Source organism: Providencia rettgeri, assembly GCF_013702265.1.
Taxonomy (GTDB): domain Bacteria; phylum Pseudomonadota; class Gammaproteobacteria; order Enterobacterales; family Enterobacteriaceae; genus Providencia; species Providencia zhijiangensis.
Window position 1 is genome coordinate 1,453,724 of record NZ_CP059348.1, and the last position, 18,573, is coordinate 1,472,296.

Annotated in this window: 12 protein-coding genes; 6 read left to right on the forward strand and 6 right to left on the reverse strand. The window is 43.4% G+C overall.

From position 1 onward, the window contains the following. Window positions 1-77 precede the first annotated feature (77 nt). A complete protein-coding gene (gene trxB / locus H0913_RS06665) occupies window positions 78-1,040 on the reverse strand; it encodes a thioredoxin-disulfide reductase (RefSeq protein WP_132494451.1) in 963 nt (320 codons plus the stop codon). Window positions 1,041-1,593: 553 nt separating this feature from the next. On the opposite strand from trxB, the gene lrp reads away from it, so the two are divergent. The 5 genes from lrp (at window position 1,594) to serS (ending at window position 9,663) form a co-directional block, all read left to right on the forward strand. After that, window positions 1,594-2,088: a leucine-responsive transcriptional regulator Lrp gene (gene lrp, locus H0913_RS06670; RefSeq protein ID WP_004918089.1), complete on the forward strand. Its 495-nt coding sequence runs from the start codon at window positions 1,594-1,596 to the stop codon at window positions 2,086-2,088. Between the two features lie 412 nt (window positions 2,089-2,500). Then, the gene (locus tag H0913_RS06675; RefSeq protein ID WP_181478273.1) at window positions 2,501-6,190 is read left to right on the forward strand and encodes a DNA translocase FtsK 4TM domain-containing protein; all 3,690 of its coding nucleotides are present in this window, start codon (window positions 2,501-2,503) and stop codon (window positions 6,188-6,190) included. Between the two features lie 86 nt (window positions 6,191-6,276). Next, window positions 6,277-6,897 carry an outer membrane lipoprotein chaperone LolA gene (gene lolA / locus H0913_RS06680; RefSeq protein ID WP_154604266.1) on the forward strand — a complete coding sequence of 207 codons (621 nt, stop codon included), beginning with the start codon at window positions 6,277-6,279 and terminating at the stop codon, window positions 6,895-6,897. A gap of 24 nt (window positions 6,898-6,921) precedes the next feature. Further along, window positions 6,922-8,265 (forward strand): replication-associated recombination protein A, encoded by a 1,344-nt coding sequence (locus H0913_RS06685; RefSeq protein WP_181478275.1) that lies wholly within the window; start codon window positions 6,922-6,924, stop codon window positions 8,263-8,265. A gap of 105 nt (window positions 8,266-8,370) precedes the next feature. After that, window positions 8,371-9,663 (forward strand): serine--tRNA ligase, encoded by a 1,293-nt coding sequence (serS, locus tag H0913_RS06690; RefSeq protein WP_154604265.1) that lies wholly within the window; start codon window positions 8,371-8,373, stop codon window positions 9,661-9,663. A 137-nt stretch (window positions 9,664-9,800) separates the two neighbouring features. Here serS and H0913_RS06695 read toward each other — a convergent pair whose 3' ends face one another. The 5 genes from H0913_RS06695 to ycaO all read right to left on the reverse strand — a co-directional run bounded on the left by H0913_RS06695 (window position 9,801) and on the right by ycaO (window position 17,139). Beyond that, entirely contained in the window at window positions 9,801-10,652 is an 852-nt protein-coding gene (locus tag H0913_RS06695) for a BPSS1780 family membrane protein (RefSeq protein WP_154604264.1), read from the reverse strand. 223 nt (window positions 10,653-10,875) lie between these two features. Then, a complete protein-coding gene (gene pflA / locus H0913_RS06700; RefSeq protein ID WP_181478705.1) occupies window positions 10,876-11,610 on the reverse strand; it encodes a pyruvate formate lyase 1-activating protein in 735 nt (244 codons plus the stop codon). A gap of 172 nt (window positions 11,611-11,782) precedes the next feature. Continuing rightward, window positions 11,783-14,065, reverse strand: coding sequence for a formate C-acetyltransferase (gene pflB, locus H0913_RS06705; protein WP_154604263.1), 2,283 nt, complete (start codon window positions 14,063-14,065; stop codon window positions 11,783-11,785). A gap of 88 nt (window positions 14,066-14,153) precedes the next feature. After that, window positions 14,154-15,011 (reverse strand): formate transporter FocA, encoded by an 858-nt coding sequence (focA, locus tag H0913_RS06710; protein ID WP_154604262.1) that lies wholly within the window; start codon window positions 15,009-15,011, stop codon window positions 14,154-14,156. A 373-nt stretch (window positions 15,012-15,384) separates the two neighbouring features. Beyond that, complete coding sequence (ycaO, locus tag H0913_RS06715; protein WP_181478277.1) at window positions 15,385-17,139, reverse strand: 30S ribosomal protein S12 methylthiotransferase accessory factor YcaO; 1,755 nt, start codon at window positions 17,137-17,139, stop codon at window positions 15,385-15,387. Window positions 17,140-17,374: 235 nt separating this feature from the next. On the opposite strand from ycaO, the gene ansB reads away from it, so the two are divergent. Further along, window positions 17,375-18,418 (forward strand): L-asparaginase 2, encoded by a 1,044-nt coding sequence (gene ansB, locus H0913_RS06720; RefSeq protein ID WP_181478279.1) that lies wholly within the window; start codon window positions 17,375-17,377, stop codon window positions 18,416-18,418. Window positions 18,419-18,573: the final 155 nt, after the last annotated feature.

Below are 18,573 nucleotides of genomic sequence, written 5' to 3' on the forward strand. Positions count from 1 at the left end.
CGCTGCGAACTTAATGAACGACAACGTAAAAATGAGGCTTCAAGGAAATTCAGATTAGCGATTTTTAGATTAAAAAATTATTTCTTGTCTGCTAACCCGTCTAGGTAACGCTCGGCATCTAATGCTGCCATGCAGCCAGTGCCGGCTGAGGTAATTGCTTGGCGGTAGATGTGATCCATCACATCGCCAGCCGCAAAGATCCCTTCAACAGATGTTTGAGTAGCGTTACCGTTGGTGCCGGATTGCACTTTAATATAGCCATTATTTAAGGCTAACTGACCGTCGAAAATCGCGGTATTAGGACTGTGACCGATAGCGATAAAGGCGCCCATGACAGCGACATCTTCGGTTTTATCGGTTTTGGTGCAACGTAAACGAACGCCTGTCACGCCCATATCATCGCCCAGAACTTCGTCTAATGTGTTGTCGGTATGTAGAACGATGTTCCCATTTTCAACTTTATCCATCAGGCGATTAACCAGAATTTTCTCTGCTCTAAAGCTATCGCGACGGTGAATCAAATGTACTTCAGACGCGATGTTAGAAAGATACAGCGCTTCTTCAACGGCAGTATTACCACCACCGACGACCGCAACTTTTTGGTTACGATAGAAGAAACCGTCACACGTTGCACAAGCAGAAACACCGCGACCTTTAAAGGCTTCTTCTGATGGTAGGCCGATGTAACGAGCGGATGCGCCTGTCGCAATGATCAATGCGTCACAAGTATATTCTGTATCATCACCAAACAGGCGGAAAGGGCGCTGTTGAAAATCCACTTTTGTAATGTGGTCGTTGATGATTTCAGTTTCGAATTTTTCTGCATGGGCATGCATGCGTTCCATGAGTCCCGGGCCTGTTAAGCCTTCAGGATCACCCGGCCAGTTTTCAACTTCCGTGGTTGTGGTTAATTGGCCGCCTTTTTCCACCCCAGTAATCAGTGCAGGGTGTAAATTTGCGCGAGCTGCGTAAACGGCTGCGGTATAACCTGCAGGGCCTGAACCTAAAATGATTAACTTGCGATGTGTGGTTGTGCTCATGAATTCCTCTTTTTAGTCTCAAAAAAGCATAAGGACGATTGTAGGAGAAATAGGGGGGTAACAAAAGTGATTTAACCATTCATTGATGTGGAGGGAACAAATTTTTCTGATAGGCAATACCAATTAAGAGTTAAAAAATGAAAGGGAAAGTGCTTTAATCACGAAACGGTAATTTTAGGAATTATCTTGAATTGCGTCTGCGAAACGTTTTACTGAAAAAAAAACCGAAATCTTGTACTGATTTTTATTCATTTACTTTGACAATCGGCTGCGCATTTGCGAAAACATCTATCTAAGAGTTAATTATCTAGCAGGTCAATGGAAATGGCGCATTTTTGTTCTTACTGGAAAATTAACTTTACGTCACACATTCTGGCAATGTCGCGACGATTGTAAGCCGCTCCAAAGGTAAATATGTTTCGGTTTACGAGAACTTCAGTTATTACGAATAGAATAGGTTCCACGCCCGCTAGTCCGCTTAGGAAGACTGACGAATAGATGGTACCGTTTTATAAGATGTAGAAAATAACAATTAAAGAAAGAGAGATAAGAGATGATTGACAATAAAAAGCGTCCTGGCAAAGACCTTGACCGTATTGACAGGAATATACTGAACGAATTGCAAAAAGACGGGCGTATCTCTAACGTTGAGCTATCTAAGCGTGTTGGTTTATCTCCAACGCCATGTTTAGAGCGTGTTCGTCGTCTTGAAAGACAGGGTTTCATTTCTGGCTATACCGCACTGTTAAATCCACACTATTTAGATGCATCGCTGCTGGTTTTCGTGGAAATTACCTTAAACCGTGGAGCACCAGATGTATTCGAACAATTCAACACAGCAGTTCAAAAACTTGAAGAAATTCAAGAATGTCATCTCGTTTCCGGTGACTTTGACTATTTGTTGAAAACGCGTGTGCCAGATATGTCCGCATATCGTAAACTGCTAGGTGAAACTTTATTACGCCTTCCGGGTGTAAACGATACTCGTACCTACGTAGTTATGGAAGAAGTGAAACAAAGTAACCGTTTAGTGATTAAAACTCGCTAATTGTACTTTGAGTTCATCATTCCTGCACAGCAATCTGCATTGTTGTCGCACTGCTGTTTCAACGCTGGGTTTACTCAGCGTTGTTCCGTTTTTAAGCACTATAATTTTTCTCTTTAATTCTCCCAATGGTTCTTTTTCGAACATTCTCTCGTCACTGCCCGCGATAGACTCAAAATTAGTCAGAAATTTTCATTTCAATTTATTGATTTTAAAGCTATAAACAATTAAGAATTTTGACCTTAAATAGAGTTTGAAACCCTATTCGTAAGATGAAATACTGAGTCTTATGGTCTCTATGGTGTGATAATTTGTCTTAATCCCCTTAAAGCAGGCGCGTTTAGAGGATTAGTGTTAGAATAATCATAGGATAATCACGTATTAAGCAAGAACATCAGTCAGTAAAGAAACAATAATGAGCCAAGAATATACCGAAGATAAGTACATCAAATTTAAAAAGCTCAGTAGCGGCAGACGGCTATTAGAGGTGATTTTGTTGGCAATCTGCCTCTGTGCGATTTTTCTTATGGTCGCGCTATGGAGCTTTAATCCTTCCGATCCAAGTTGGTCACAAACTAACTGGGACGCCCCCGTTAAAAACTTAGGGGGAAGTATTGGCTCATGGAGTGCGGATATCCTATTTTCCGCATTTGGTATTCTCGCGTTTGCGATCCCGCCATTATTGTTACTCGGGTGTTGGGCAATTTATCACTATGAGAGCCAGCGGCGTTATATTGACTTTTTCTCGCTCTCTCTACGTCTCATTGGCGGTTTAGCGCTGATCCTTTCATCTTGTGGTTTGGCCGCACTCAACTTTGATGATTTACCTAACTTCGCTTCTGGTGGGGTCATTGGTAGTGTATTCAGTAATGCAATTATGCCGTGGTTTAATTCATTGGGTGCAACCTTGGCGCTGTTGTTCCTCTGGGCAATCAGTTTTACCCTCTTCACGGGTTGGTCTTGGCTGACTATTGCAGAAAAAATAGGGGCAGGGATATTGCTTCCTATCACCTTGCTAACAAACCGCGCCCGTGGTGATGAGCTTGATGACTACGATTATGATGTTGAAGAGACCGAAGAAGCGCTGCAGCGTGCTCAAATCGCTGAGCATCAAGCAAATGATGAAAGCCAACAATTTGATGCGGATGATGTACTGTTTTCCGCGCCAACAGTCTCTGAGCTCGTTTCTGAAGATGTACAGCCTGCGGTTGAACCACAGGTTATGGCTGATCCTCTGTTAGCTTCTGAAGCGCAACCTGTTATTGAGCCAGTCCAGCCAAGCGCTTCTTTGGCAGAGCAGCCCACTTTTACTGCTCAACCAACGGAAAATACAGTTTTACCGACATTTTCCGCGACAGAAGAGCCTTCCGCAACTAAAGAGCCGCAAACTTACCATTTTGAAGTGCCTGATGATTATCAGCCTCAAGTGGCACCAACGCAGGCATTTTCTCCTGCACCTGTTATACCTCAAGAACCGACATTTACACCTGAGCCCGTTTTTGCTCCAGAACCTGTTTTTGAGTCCAAACCGGCAGCTCCAACATTTACATCGTCACAGTCTGCGCCTGTAGAGCCAACCATTGATATGGGAAGCCCTGACGTGAGTGAATCATCGGTAACTAGCCGTGTCGCCGACCCTGCTGCGCTAGCCGCTGCGGGCATTTCGATTGCAGCGATGGAACGCCACGCGCAAGTGAAAAAGAATCTGGAGCCAGAATTACCTCGTCCAAATCCGGTTCGCTTGCCGACTCGCCGTGAGCTGTATGGCATTCGTATTCCATCTCAGCGTGATGCGGAGCTTCAGCGTCGTCAAGAAGAGGCATCTCAGCGTGAACAGGCTTATCAGCAATGGTCGGCTACTGAAGAACCTGAAAATGAAGTGAAAACTGACGATGAGTTAGAGCAAGAAAGATTACTGCGCGTTCAATTCTTAGAGCAGCAACGTCAACGCTACGGTGAGCCAGAAACAGATATGCAGGAGTTTGACGCTGCATTCCAAGTTAACCAGCCTGCCGTTGATTCTGTTCAAGATTCTGATGTTGCACTAGAGCCAGAAACTCCGCAGGATTATATGCCTGCGAGTACGTTTACTCAGCCAGAAATTGAACATCGTTGGGCTTCTGCTCCTGCATTTACGCCAGCTTTTGAGCCTACAAAGCAAATAGAACCAACTTCACCTTCTGATATCCATCGCTTTACTGCCCATGCAGATGATGAGCATGAGCTGGATAATGATGTGGATGATTTTGAACCTAAAATTGATTTAAGTACGCCATTATCGGCATTTGAGCGTTTCTCGCCGGTAGATGATTTAGTTGATGATGAGCCAGCAGCGCCGCTGTTTATGCCATCATTTACTGAACCGCCAGTGCAAGCTCGTTCGATAACACAAGAACAGCCGATAACACCTGCTCATAATGGAAATGAATTTGTTGCTCATCCTGCGGGGCAGCCTCAAACTGCAGCTCAGCAGCCACAGCAGCCACAGCAGCCACAGCAGCCACAGCAGCCACAGCAGCCACAGCAGCCACAGCAGCCACAGCAGCCACAGCAGCCACAGCAGGATAGCTTATTCCACCCATTCTTAGTGCGTAACGACCAACCGTTACCAAAACCGACGACGCCAATGCCATCTCTTGACCTGCTGGCGAGCCCACCGGAACAAGAAGAGCCAGTGGATATGTTCAAATTAGAGCAAACCGCAAGGCTAATTGAAGCACGTTTGAATGATTATCGAGTTAAGGCTGAAGTTGTTGGCTTCTCTCCGGGGCCGGTGATTACTCGCTTTGAGTTGGATCTTGCGCCGGGAGTTAAAGCGGCTCGAATTTCCACATTATCCCGAGATCTTGCGCGTTCATTGTCGACTACGGCGGTTCGTGTTGTTGAGGTGATCCCAGGTAAACCGTATGTTGGTCTAGAATTACCTAACGAAAAACGTCAAACCGTTTACTTGAGTGAAGTTTTAGATTGTGATGATTTTAGAAAAAATCCATCGCCATTGACGATAGTGTTAGGGAAAGATATTGAAGGTGAGCCTGTTGTTGCCGACTTGGCAAAAATGCCGCACTTACTAGTGGCGGGTACAACGGGATCCGGTAAATCGGTTGGGGTCAACGCGATGATCCTCAGTATCTTATATAAAGCGAAACCTGAAGATGTTCGCTTTATTATGATTGACCCGAAAATGCTGGAACTTTCTATCTATGAAGGGATCCCGCATCTGTTAACTGAAGTTGTCACCGACATGAAAGACGCGGCGAATGCGCTGCGTTGGTGTGTCAATGAAATGGAACGCCGTTATAAACTGATGTCAGCTTTAGGTGTACGTAATCTCGCGGGTTACAACGATAAGATTAAAGCGGCAGCGGATATGAATCGCCCAATCCCAGACCCATTCTGGAAGCCGGGTGACAGTATGGATATGGAACATCCAATGCTGAAAAAAGAACCTTATATCGTGGTGATGGTGGACGAATTTGCGGACTTAATGATGACCGCAGGGAAGAAAGTGGAAGAGTTGATTGCTCGTTTAGCACAAAAAGCGCGTGCAGCGGGTATCCACCTCGTTTTAGCTACCCAGCGCCCATCCGTTGACATCATCACCGGGTTAATTAAAGCCAATATTCCAACGCGTATCGCCTTTACGGTATCGAGTAAAATTGACTCACGTACTATTCTTGACCAAGGTGGTGCGGAATCACTATTGGGTATGGGGGATATGCTGTATCTGCCACCAAACTCATCCATTCCTGTTCGTGTTCATGGTGCATTTGTCCGTGACCAAGAAGTTCACGCAGTTGTGAATGATTGGAAAGCGCGTGGAAAACCGCAATATATTGATAGCATCACAACGTGTAGCGATGATAGTGAAGGTGGCGGAAGTTCAGATAATGGTGATGAAGATCTTGACCCGTTATTTGACCAAGCTGTCGAATTTGTTGTTGAAAAACAAAGGGTATCTATCTCCGGTGTACAACGTCAATTCCGTATCGGTTACAACCGTGCAGCTCGGATTGTTGAGCAAATGGAAGACCAAGGAATTGTCAGTGAACCAGGGCATAACGGTAACCGAGAAGTATTAGCGCCACCATCAATGGGATATTAATATTTCATGTGCTAATTGCTGGTTTAATTCAAGGGGTGTATAAAGACATACGCCCTTTGTGGTATTAATTTTAAGGTCTTTTCTCGATGAAAAAAATGATGTTGTTAGGTGCATTAGCCCTGAGTTTAAACGTAGGTCAAGTATTGGCAGATGCGAGTCAAGACCTTCAAGATCGTCTGAGTAAAGTGAATAGCTTCCAAGCGAACTTTTCTCAGAAAGTGACTAGTCCAGAAGGTGATCTTATCCAAGAGGGCGTTGGTGACTTGTGGATTGAACGCCCTAACTTATTTAACTGGAATATGACTTCGCCGGATGAAAGTGTTCTGGTATCAGATGGTAAAAATCTGTGGTTTTACAACCCTTTTGTTGAGCAAGTGACGGTGACAAATTTAGCCGATGCTACCCAAGATACGCCATTCCTGTTATTAACGCGCAATAACCCGAAGGATTGGAAGCAGTATTCTATTGTCCAACAAGGCAATACGTTTGATCTGAAACCAAAACAATCTAACGGTACATTAAAAAGCTTCTCTATTACGGTTAACCCACAAGGGACGATTGAGAAGTTTGCTGCGGTTGAACAAGACGGACAAACCAGCGCGTACCAATTAAAACAGCAGAAAAATGGCCCAGTAGATCCAAGTAAATTCAAATTTACGGTACCAAAAGGGGTCACATTGGATGACCAGCGTTCTCGCGCTCACTAATATCTAGGGGGTAAAGAGGGTCTCGTGGGTAACTTATCTCTCGATTTTTCACAAAATGAATTCCAACCTCTGGCTGCGCGTATGCGGCCGGAAACCCTTGAACAATATATTGGTCAAACGCATTTACTTGCCGAAGGTAAGCCATTACCTCGTGCGATTAAGGCGGGTCATTTACATTCAATGATCTTGTGGGGACCTCCGGGAACGGGGAAAACTACCTTGGCTGAAATTATTGGTCACTACGCACAAGCGGATATCGAGCGTATTTCTGCGGTAACTTCGGGGATCAAAGAGATCCGCGAATCTATCGAAAAAGCGCGCCAAAATCGCAGTGCGGGGCGAAGAACCATTTTGTTTGTGGATGAAGTTCACCGCTTTAATAAAAGTCAGCAAGACGCTTTTTTACCTCATATTGAAGACGGTACCATCACTTTTATTGGTGCGACTACCGAAAATCCTTCATTCGAACTCAACTCGGCACTGCTTTCTCGCGCAAGAGTTTATCTATTAAAATCCTTGGACAGCAGCGAAATTGAAAAAGTGTTATTACAAGCGCTGGGAGATAGTGTTCGAGGATTGGGTGGGCAAAATATCGTTCTCCCAGATAGCACCCGAAAATTAATTGCCGACTTGGTTAATGGGGATGCAAGGCGTTCATTAAATCTGTTGGAAATGATGTCGGATATGGCTGAAGCGGATAGTCAAGGTCAGCGAGTTCTAACCGCAGAGTTACTCAAAGAAGTGAGTGGCGAGCGTGCGGCGCGTTTCGATAATAAAGGTGACCGTTACTATGATTTGATTTCTGCGCTGCATAAATCAGTTCGTGGTTCAGCCCCTGATGCTGCGCTTTATTGGTATGCGCGAATTATTACTGCGGGTGGAGATCCTTTGTATGTAGCTCGTCGTTTATTAGCGATTGCCTCTGAAGATGTCGGAAATGCTGATCCTCGAGCCATGCAAGTGGCGATTTCAGCGTGGGATTGCTTTACTCGTGTAGGGCCAGCTGAAGGGGAGCGAGCGATTGCTCAAGCCATTGTTTATCTTGCGTGTGCACCGAAAAGTAATGCTGTGTATACCGCCTATAAAGCGGCTATCAAAGATGCTCAAATGCAGCCAGATTATGATGTGCCTGAACACTTAAGAAATGCCCCTACCAAATTAATGAAAGAGTTAGGCGTCGGTAAAGAGTATCGTTATGCTCACGACGAACCTAATGCTTACGCGGCAGGTGAAAACTATTTCCCAGAGCCGATGAAAGCGACACAATATTATTATCCTACCGCGCGCGGGTTAGAAGGCAAAATTGCTGAAAAACTCGACTGGTTAGCCCAACAAGATCAAATTAGCACAACAAAACGCTATCGCTAATCGGGTCAATGCGGTAAGGTTATAACGCAATAAAATAATCTAAATATAATGCCGGAGCGCGTTATATTCGCTTTCACAATTGACTAACAAAATCACAGGACTAGCATGCTCGATCCAAATTTACTGCGTACGGAGCTAGACGCGGTTGCTACAAAACTGGCTCGCAGGGGTTTTACCCTTGATGTGGAAAAGCTGCGTGAATTAGAAGAACGCCGCAAAGTTTTACAAGTTGAAACTGAAACCCTGCAAGCAGACCGTAACTCGCGATCGAAAACAATTGGTGCAGCGAAAGCGCGTGGTGAAGACATTGAGCCATTACGTCTGGAAGTGAACCAATTAGGCGAAAAATTGGATGCTGCTAAAGCAGAGTTAGACAAACTGCAACAAGAAATCCGTGATATTGCATTAAGTATCCCGAATATGCCTGATGATGAAGTGCCTGACGGTAAAGATGACTCTGAAAACTTAGAAGTCTCTCGTTGGGGAACACCTCGCCAATATGATTTTGAAGTTAAAGATCATGTTAGCCTTGGTGAACTGGCTGGTGGTTTAGATTTTCCAGCGGCGGTGAAATTGACAGGTGCTCGTTTTGTTGTGATGAAAGGTCAAATCGCGCGTATGCACCGTGCATTAGCGCAATTTATGCTGGATTTACACACTGAACAGCACGGCTATCAAGAGCTGTATGTTCCTTATTTAGTCAACCATGACACGCTGTATGGTACTGGTCAGCTGCCGAAATTTGGTGAGGATTTATTCCACACTAAACCGTTGGAAGAAGAAGCGGATAGCAGCACTTATGCATTGATCCCAACTGCAGAAGTGCCAGTAACTAACTTAGTACGTGATGAAATTTTAGATGAAGATTCACTTCCTCTGAAAATGACGGCTCATACACCATGTTTCCGTTCAGAAGCGGGCTCTTATGGTCGTGATACTCGTGGCCTTATCCGTATGCACCAATTTGATAAAGTTGAATTAGTGCAAATAGTGCATCCAGAAAAATCAATGGCGGCACTGGAAGAGTTAACCGGTCACGCGGAAAAAGTTCTGCAATTACTGGAACTGCCATACCGTAAAGTTCTGCTGTGCACTGGGGATATCGGCTTCGGTTCACGCAAGACTTACGATTTAGAAGTTTGGCTGCCGGCGCAAAATACATACCGTGAGATTTCTTCTTGCTCAAACATGTGGGACTTCCAAGCTCGCCGTATGCAAGCGCGTTTCCGTGGTAAGAGCGACAAGAAAACCCAACTGGTTCATACATTGAATGGTTCTGGTTTAGCTGTTGGCCGTACTCTGGTTGCTGTGTTAGAAAACTACCAGCAAGCAGATGGCCGTATTGAAGTTCCAGCAGTATTACGTCCGTATATGAATGGTTTAGAATATATCGGTTAATTGATATATTTGACGTTGAAGGCTGAGCTTGGTTTTAGACTGAGCTCAGCCTTTTTTATGAGCTCAACGGTATTGGCTATAATACAAATATTTGGAGCCAAATTTTCAAAGAAAAAATGGCTCCATATCTGCCTTACTTACATAATCAATGAACTGGTCTGTGACTGTTTAGTATCGGTAAAAAAGATACTGCGGTACGTACTGTAGTAAGTTGCGTACATAATTGGCATTGAGATAAATAATCCTAAGCCGAATGGAATAATAGAAACAAACATGAGCACCATGGCAATCAGGAAGAATAAGAAACCGGGTAATAGGTTTTTCTTCACTGCTTGTAAGCTGGCGGAGATAGAGGTGCCAATTTTGAAATCATGATTCATGATAAGCGCAGGGGCAAACCACGTTAGTGCTGTGCCAAATAAGCTGGCTAATGCCATGACAATGCCCGCAAACACAAATGTTCCCGTTGATGCAAACAAGGCTGCATCTGAAATACCATCGTATTGGTCAGCTTGCATCACTAAGCTAAAAATGGCTGAGCCAGCAATCAGAAATGCAATTAACATTCCGACCATATTGGCAGCAAAGTTTATGGCGCCGATGGCAAATAGCTCACCAAATTTCTTTTGGAACCCAGAAAAAAGTAAGCCAATATCTGCTTCGCCAGTTTTGCGTTGGTTTTCACAAATCGCAATGATCCCCCCGACGAAAACTGGGGTAACAAAACTTACAAACATACTGACAAGTGGCAGAAAAGCCATGGCAAAGATAATCAGGAAAAAGACAACGTTAATCAGGATCCACATACCTAATTTTTCTTTGACCAGCGCCCACGCTTGGCTTATCCATTCAACACCTTCTCCAGCTTGAACAGCGCGAGGTTCAGGTGTAAATACAAAACTATCGACGAGCTCTTGAGGTGATTGTGTTTCAGGTGCTGGCGTTACAGGTGATATGTCGTTATCGACATGATCGTGTTCATTATTCATGGTAAATGACCTATTCGTAGTGATGAATCAGCAATATTTATTATAGTGTTATGCTGCTATTGATTTATAAATTAAATTTAACTTGAGGATTATGCCTAAAAACTCAACATTATCAAAGCAGAGTAATCTGGTTGCGCGAGAGTAGGTAGGATTATGAAAGCTGGTAGGATGGTGTTGAAGAATAGATAATAAAGAGGCTCCCCGAAGGAAGCCCCATTTTAAATTAGTACATGACTTTTTTGCCGTAGCTTTCGAGGATGCTTTTTACTCTTTCCATCACTTCTTTTGACGGTGGTCTCACACCATCAAGTTTGTATTCTTCACCCATGGTTTCCCATTTGTGTTTACCCAGCTCATGGTAAGGGAGCAGCTCAATTTTTTCGATATTATCCATATCTTTGACAAACTCACCGAGCATATGGACTGAGTGGTCATCGTCACTCCAGCCTGGAACGACGACATAGCGGATCCAAGTCTTTTGATTGCGCTTAGCGAGGTAGCGAGCAAATTCTAAGGTGCGATGATTAGAAACGCCCACGAGTTTTTGGTGGATCTCATCATCAAGCTGTTTTAAGTCAAGCATGACAAGATCAGTGACGTCCATCAGCTCATCAATGACTGGATCATAGCGACGAACAAACCCGTTAGTGTCTAAACAGGTATGGATGTTTTCTTTCTTACAAGCGCGGAACCAATCACGAACAAAATCAGCCTGTAAAATAGCTTCACCGCCGGATGCGGTTACGCCACCGCCCGTTGCATTCATAAAGTGGCGATAAGTGACGGCTTCTTTCATTAGCTCATCAACGGTGACCATGTTACCGGTATGGGTATCCCACGTATCACGGTTATGGCAATACAGGCAGCGCATTAGGCAGCCTTGGAAGAAGACAATAAAGCGGATCCCTGGCCCATCGACGGTACCACAGGATTCGAAGGAGTGAATTCGTCCAAACATCGCAGGTGGCGAAGTGGTTGAAATTTCAGTCGTTGGAATAGTCTTTTGCGTTGTTGACATAGCAGGAACTCACAGAATGTAGAATTATAATTTGTTATCTTTGACTAAGATAGAAAGGCCCCAATGGGAGGGGCCTTTTATTTATTTTACGTTATAGAATCTTAGCAAAGTCTTACAGTGTACTGGTGAAAGTACGAGTAATAACGTCTTGCTGCTGTTCTTTAGTCAGAGAGTTAAAGCGTACTGCGTATCCTGATACACGGATAGTCAGCTGCGGATATTTCTCTGGGTTTTCCATCGCGTCTAACAGCATTTCGCGGTTCATGACGTTCACGTTTAAGTGCTGACCACCTTCGATAGAGGATTCATGGTGGAAGTAACCATCCATCAGACCCGCTAAGTTAGTTTTACGCACTTCGTCGTCTTTACCTAATGCATTTGGAACGATAGAGAAGGTATAAGAAATACCATCTTTCGCGTAAGCAAACGGCAGTTTAGCCACTGAAGTCAGTGATGCAACCGCACCTTTTTGGTCACGACCGTGCATTGGGTTAGCACCTGGTCCGAATGGTGCACCAGCACGACGACCATCTGGGGTGTTACCTGTTTTCTTACCATACACAACGTTAGAAGTGATGGTCAGAACTGACTGAGTTGGTACCGCGTTACGGTAAGTAGGCAGTTTCTGGATTTTCTTCATGAAACGTTCTACTAAGTCACAAGCGATGTCATCAACACGTGGGTCGTTGTTACCGAATTGTGGGTATTCACCTTCGATTTCGAAGTCGATAGCAATACCATCTTCGTCACGAATTGGTTTAACTTTGGCGTATTTGATTGCAGACAGTGAGTCAGCTGCAACAGACAGACCTGCAATACCACATGCCATTGTACGGTAAACATCACGGTCATGAAGTGCCATCAGTGCTGCTTCATAGCTGTATTTATCGTGCATGAAGTGGATGCAGTTCAGCGCAGTGACATACTGAGTTGCTAACCAATCCATGAAGTGGTCCATTTTGTCCATCACGGTATCGAAATCAAGAACTTCGTCCATGATTGGAGCATGTTTAGGACCGACTTGCATTTTCAGTTTTTCGTCCACACCACCGTTGATGGTGTACAGCATAGTTTTCGCTAAGTTTGCACGAGCACCGAAGAACTGCATTTGTTTACCAACAATCATTGGGCTCACGCAACATGCGATTGCGTAGTCATCATTGTTGAAGTCAGGGCGCATTAAGTCATCGTTTTCATACTGTACAGATGAAGTATCGATAGACACTTTTGCTGCGAACTTTTTGAAGTTCATTGGCAGTTTTTCTGACCACAGGATAGTCATGTTAGGCTCTGGAGATGGGCCCATGGTATACAGTGTGTTCAGGAAACGGAAGGTGTTTTTAGTCACCATAGTACGGCCATCAAGACCCATACCAGCCAGTGATTCTGTTGCCCAGATTGGGTCACCAGAGAACAGCTCATCGTATTCAGGAGTACGTAAGAAACGAACCATACGCAGTTTCATGACTAAGTGGTCAATCAGTTCTTGCGCTTGTTCTTCTGTGATTTTACCTGCTTCTAAGTCACGTTGGATGTACACGTCTAAGAACGTAGATACACGACCAAATGACATTGCTGCACCGTTTTGAGATTTAACAGCGGCTAAGTAACCGAAGTAAGTCCATTGAACTGCTTCTTGCGCGTTAGTTGCAGGACCAGAGATGTCGTAGCCATATTTAGCAGCCATCTCTTTGATTTGACCCAGTGCACGGTGCTGTTCAGCAATTTCTTCGCGCAGTTGGATAGTCATTTGCAGGTCTTCACCTTTCTCTAATCTTTCTTGCAGAGAGGTGAATTGGTTGAACTTGTCTTTCATCAGGAAATCAATACCGTACAGCGCAACGCGACGGTAGTCACCGATGATACGACCACGACCATAAGCATCTGGTAAACCAGTTAAGATACCTGATTTACGGCATTTTAAGATGTCTGGAGTATAAACATCGAAAACACCTTGGTTATGGGTTTTACGATAGTCAGTGAAGATTTTTTTCAGGCTAGGATCTAAAGTACGATCGTAAGCTTTACATGAACCTTCAACCATTTTGATACCACCGAACGGGATAAGACCACGTTTCAGAGGTGCGTCAGTTTGTAAACCAACGACAGTTTCTAAGTCTTTGCTAATGTAACCAGCATCATGGGAAGTGATTGTTGAAGCAACGTCTGTATCAAAATCAACTGGCGCGTGAGTGCGGTTTTCGATTTTGATCCCTTCCATGACTTTTTCCCACAGCTTATCAGTCGCTGGAGTAGAGCCTGCTAAGAAAGATTCATCACCTTCATACGGAGTATAGTTTTTCTGAATAAAGTCACGGACGTTGACGTTATTCTGCCAGTCACCTTGGCTAAAACCTTGCCATGCTAAAGCGAATTTTTCATTTAATTCGGACATGATACTTTTACCTTTTAACAATGGATCTTTGAGGGATCTTAATAAATCTTTGTGTACTTGTAATAACGATCGTATTAGCCAATTTCGATTAATGTTTTTCGCTATTACGTAGATGCATTAACCAGTAAATCAGGCCGACTAACACCGCGCCGCCAATAATATTTCCGATAGTTACTGGTATTAAATTTTCGGTAATAAAGTTTCCAACGGTTAAGTTAGAAAATTGTTCTGGTGCCATGTTGATATTTGACCAAAATTCAACAGGGGCAAATTCTTTAATCATGATAGCGAGAGGGATCATAAACATATTTGCAATACTATGCTCAAAGCCACTTGCGACAAACATTGCGATTGGTAGAACTAATACTACCAGTTTGTCAGTTAGGCTACGACCGGCATAGCTCATCCAAACTGCTAAACAAACCATTAAGTTAGCTAAAATACCTAAAAAGACGGCTTCAACAAAAGTATGGTGTAATTTGTAGTTAGCTGTTTGGAGAACGTTTAATCCCCATTGTCCATTCGCCGCAGCATATTGGCCTGCAAACCAAATAATAGCGACAAAAAACAGTGCGCCAATTAAGTTGCCAATATAAACGTTGAACCAATTGAGGAACATTTTTCCCCAAGTAATTTTGCCTGTTGCTTTAGATACGATGGTCAGAACAGTGGATGTAAATAAATCAGCACCACATACAACAACTAACATGAGTCCAAGGGAGAAGCAGATACCGCCAATCAGTTTAGTAAAACCGTAAGGAGCACTTGCTGCACCTGTTGTTGCAGTAATATAGAAAACGAAAGCGATAGAGATAAAGATACCAGCAGTGAATGCTGACAAGTAGGTAATAGCTGGGTGTTTGTTCGTTTTATAAACACCTACATCATCAGCAACTTGCGCCATGACAGCAGGGGATAATAAATTAAAAGGGTTGTCAGCTTTCATACTAACACTCTCTTACAAAGTTGATTAATTATAGCACGCAATTATAGTAACAAACGGGTGTGACGATAAATTTGATGTGGATCATGAAGTGTTGAGAGAACGGGGTTAAAACAGCGCAGAAAACGTCAAAATACAACATAACTGTTTGATTTTAATATAAAAAATATTTTTTAAATTTTATAAAAAAATTTTATAAAACGACTCAAAACGGTCTCGATAAGTAAAATGTTACAGATGATTGTTAATGAATCTCGATAATTATTATGTGATTGAAATTAAATATTGCTTAAGTAAAGATAAAAGCCCAGAGGCTTTTATCTCAAATCACCTTAAACCCCACCAAACCTATGGATTTAGTGGAGGGCTTTCTTAATTAAGCATTAGCACGCTTAGCTTTTTGCAGCTTTTCGTAAGCTGCTAAAAGCCCTTGATGAGCAGGTAATGCTTTGAGCTCTTCATCAATTGCCCATAATCCGTAGAAGCTTGATTCGCCAGCAATTGCTGCCGACGCAGCATCTACTGCCTCTTGCCCATACATACGAACAAATGCTTGATAATACTGAGCAGGCTCTCTCTCTTCTTCTTGGGAAAGCAGCAGCAGAGTGTGCAAGCAGCGGTAGTAGTTAGCGCGTTCTGGCGTGAAGACAGAACTGTTGAAGTCTTGTGTCCATTCAACCCAAGCCAGTGCTTGTTCAAGATCGCCACCCGCTAAGGCTAACATTGATTTCAATTCGCCAATGCGCAGATTGCTCCAGCCGTTATCTTTACCAACAGCCAAACCTAACAGCTCGCGCACACGGGTAAAGTCATCTAATCCGTCGTCATCTAACTGTTCAATGAGAGCAAGATAATCTTCTTTTTCCCACTGACTATCAGGGAGGGACATAATGGTATCGCGCAGGTAAGCGCCCATCGCATTGTTGGCAATATGCAAATCTTCCACAGGATAGATATCTGACATACCTGGCACTAAGATACGGCAAGCATACACACCTAAATGGCTGTAATCTGCGATATAGACTTCTGCGTCAAGTTTGTTGAAGATTGCCATTAACGTTGCAAATTCTTCTGTCGTGGTACCTTTAAAGCTCCAATCTGCAAATGGATAATCCGCATCGTCTTTAAACATATCCCAGCTAATTAAACCGCTCGAATCGATAAAGTGGGTTTCTAAGTTTGTGTGCTCACCGACTTCTTCATCGTCAAAGGTTGGGGCGTTAAACACGTCCAAATCTTTCAGTCCACGACCTTGCAGTAATTCAGTGACTGTACGCTCTAAGGCAACACCAAAATCAGGGTGCGCGCCGAAAGAAGCAAAACACGTTCCGTTCTGTGGGTTAAACAGCACAACACAGATAACTGGGAATTGACCACCCAAAGAGGCGTCGTAACAGAAGATAGGGAAGCCTTCGTTTTCCAGTGTTTCAATCGCGGCGACTACACCAGGATAGCGAGCCATCACATTGGCAGGGATCGTTGGTAAACTAATGCTTTCGGCAATAATTTTGTTTTTTACAAAGCGTTCGAATACTTCGGATAATCCTTGCACACGGGCTTCGTTTGCCGTGTTTCCGGCAGACATCCCATTAGACACATATAAGTTACCGACGATATTCATTGGAATATAGACGGTGCTGTTATCAGATTGACGTGTAAATGGCAGGGCACAAATACCGCGCTCTTCATTACCTGATTGCAGGTCAATCAGTTGGCTGCCTGCGAGTGCATTGTCGGGATCATAAAAAGCAATCAAACGCTCATCCAGCAAACCGGCTGGCAGGCTATCATCTTCAGTTAACGGGAACCATTTCTCATTAGGGTAATGAACGAAATCCCCTTCAGCGATGGATTTACCTAAATAGAAATCCGCGAAGAAATAGTTGGTGGATAAACGCTCAAAATATTCACCGAGAGCAGAGGCTAAAGCCGCTTTTTTACTTGCGCCTTTACCGTTGGTAAAGCACAGCGGGCACTCTTTGTCACGAATATGAACGGACCAAACATTTGGAACTGGATTCAGCCAAGAGGCTTCTTCGATATCGAATCCTAAATTTTTCAGTTTGGTTTGGAATGCATCAATGGAGTCTTCGAGTGCGGCATCTTTGCCGGGAATAAATGTTTGGCTCATTGTCAGTCACTTGTAAATGGCTTGTTTCAGATAGCGGCTATGATACGGACTTTTTGCCTAGGGCTCACGCTTTTTATGTTGAGCTCACGCTTTTTATTCAAGACAGAAAAATAGCGAAAAATTAAAATTTACTAAAATGACAAAGTCGATCACAAAACTCTCAGATTAAATCCACATAATAACGTGAGTTTATTTTTAATATTATGCTCGTTAATTTTAGTTAAAGGAAAATAGGATGAAAAACCGAAATAAAGCGCTGTTAGCCACACTGGTTTCACTGTTTGCTGCATCCGCATTTGCACAACCGAATATTACGGTGTTGGCAACGGGCGGAACCATTGCGGGCGGTGGAGAATCAGCAACAGGTTCAAGCTACCAAGCTGGGAAAGTAGGAATTGACTCTTTACTTAATGCGGTACCAGAGACTAAAAAAATCGCTAACCTGAGTGGTGAGCAGCTGGTGAATATCGGCTCTCAAGATATGAATGACCAAGTTTGGTTAACTCTCGCCAAAAAAATCAATCAAGATTGTAATAAAACCGATGGTTTTGTGATCACTCATGGTACTGACACCATGGAGGAAACGGCCTTTTTCCTTGATTTAACCACGGCCTGTAAAAAGCCAATTGTTATGGTGGGGGCAATGCGTCCTTCCACGGCTTTGGGCGCTGATGGACCATTGAACTTATATAATGCCGTTGTATTAGCATCTGATAAATCTGCAGGAGAGCGTGGCGTGCTGATGGCTATGAATGACAAAGTGATCCAAGGTCGCAATGTCATGAAAATGAGCACAACAGAAGTTCAAGCCTTTGATGCCGTGAATGCGGGGGCAGAAGGTTATATTCATGATGGTAAAGTGACTTACTATAAAGTACCGGAACCTCGTGGTGATAAACCTGTTTTTGATGTTAGTAAGTTAGATAAATTACCAGAAGTGGGTATTGTCTATAACTATGCGAATGCATCTTCAGCACCAGTGAAAGCACTGCGCGAAGAAGGCGTTAAAGGTATTGTGAGTGCCGGTGTTGGTAACGGGAATATGTATAAAACTATTTTTGATGCATTAGCTAATGCAGCGAAAGAGGATGTTGTCGTGGTACGTTCCAGCCGCGTACCGACAGGCTATACAACGCGAAATGCGGAAGTGAATGATAATGAATATGGGTTTGTAGCATCTGAAAGATTGAACCCACAAAAATCTCGTGTATTACTGCAATTAGCATTGACACAAACGAAAGACCCGAAAAAAATCCAAGAGATGTTTGAACAATATTAATATTTAATAATAGGCGACAGAAATGTCGCCTTTATTCTATTTTTATTACGTATAAAACGTGTTCTTTTGGTGATAAGCGAATTTATATAATCAAAATAACTCGACAATAAATACCTATAAATAAGGAAATAAAGTTATTATCGAGCAATTCAATA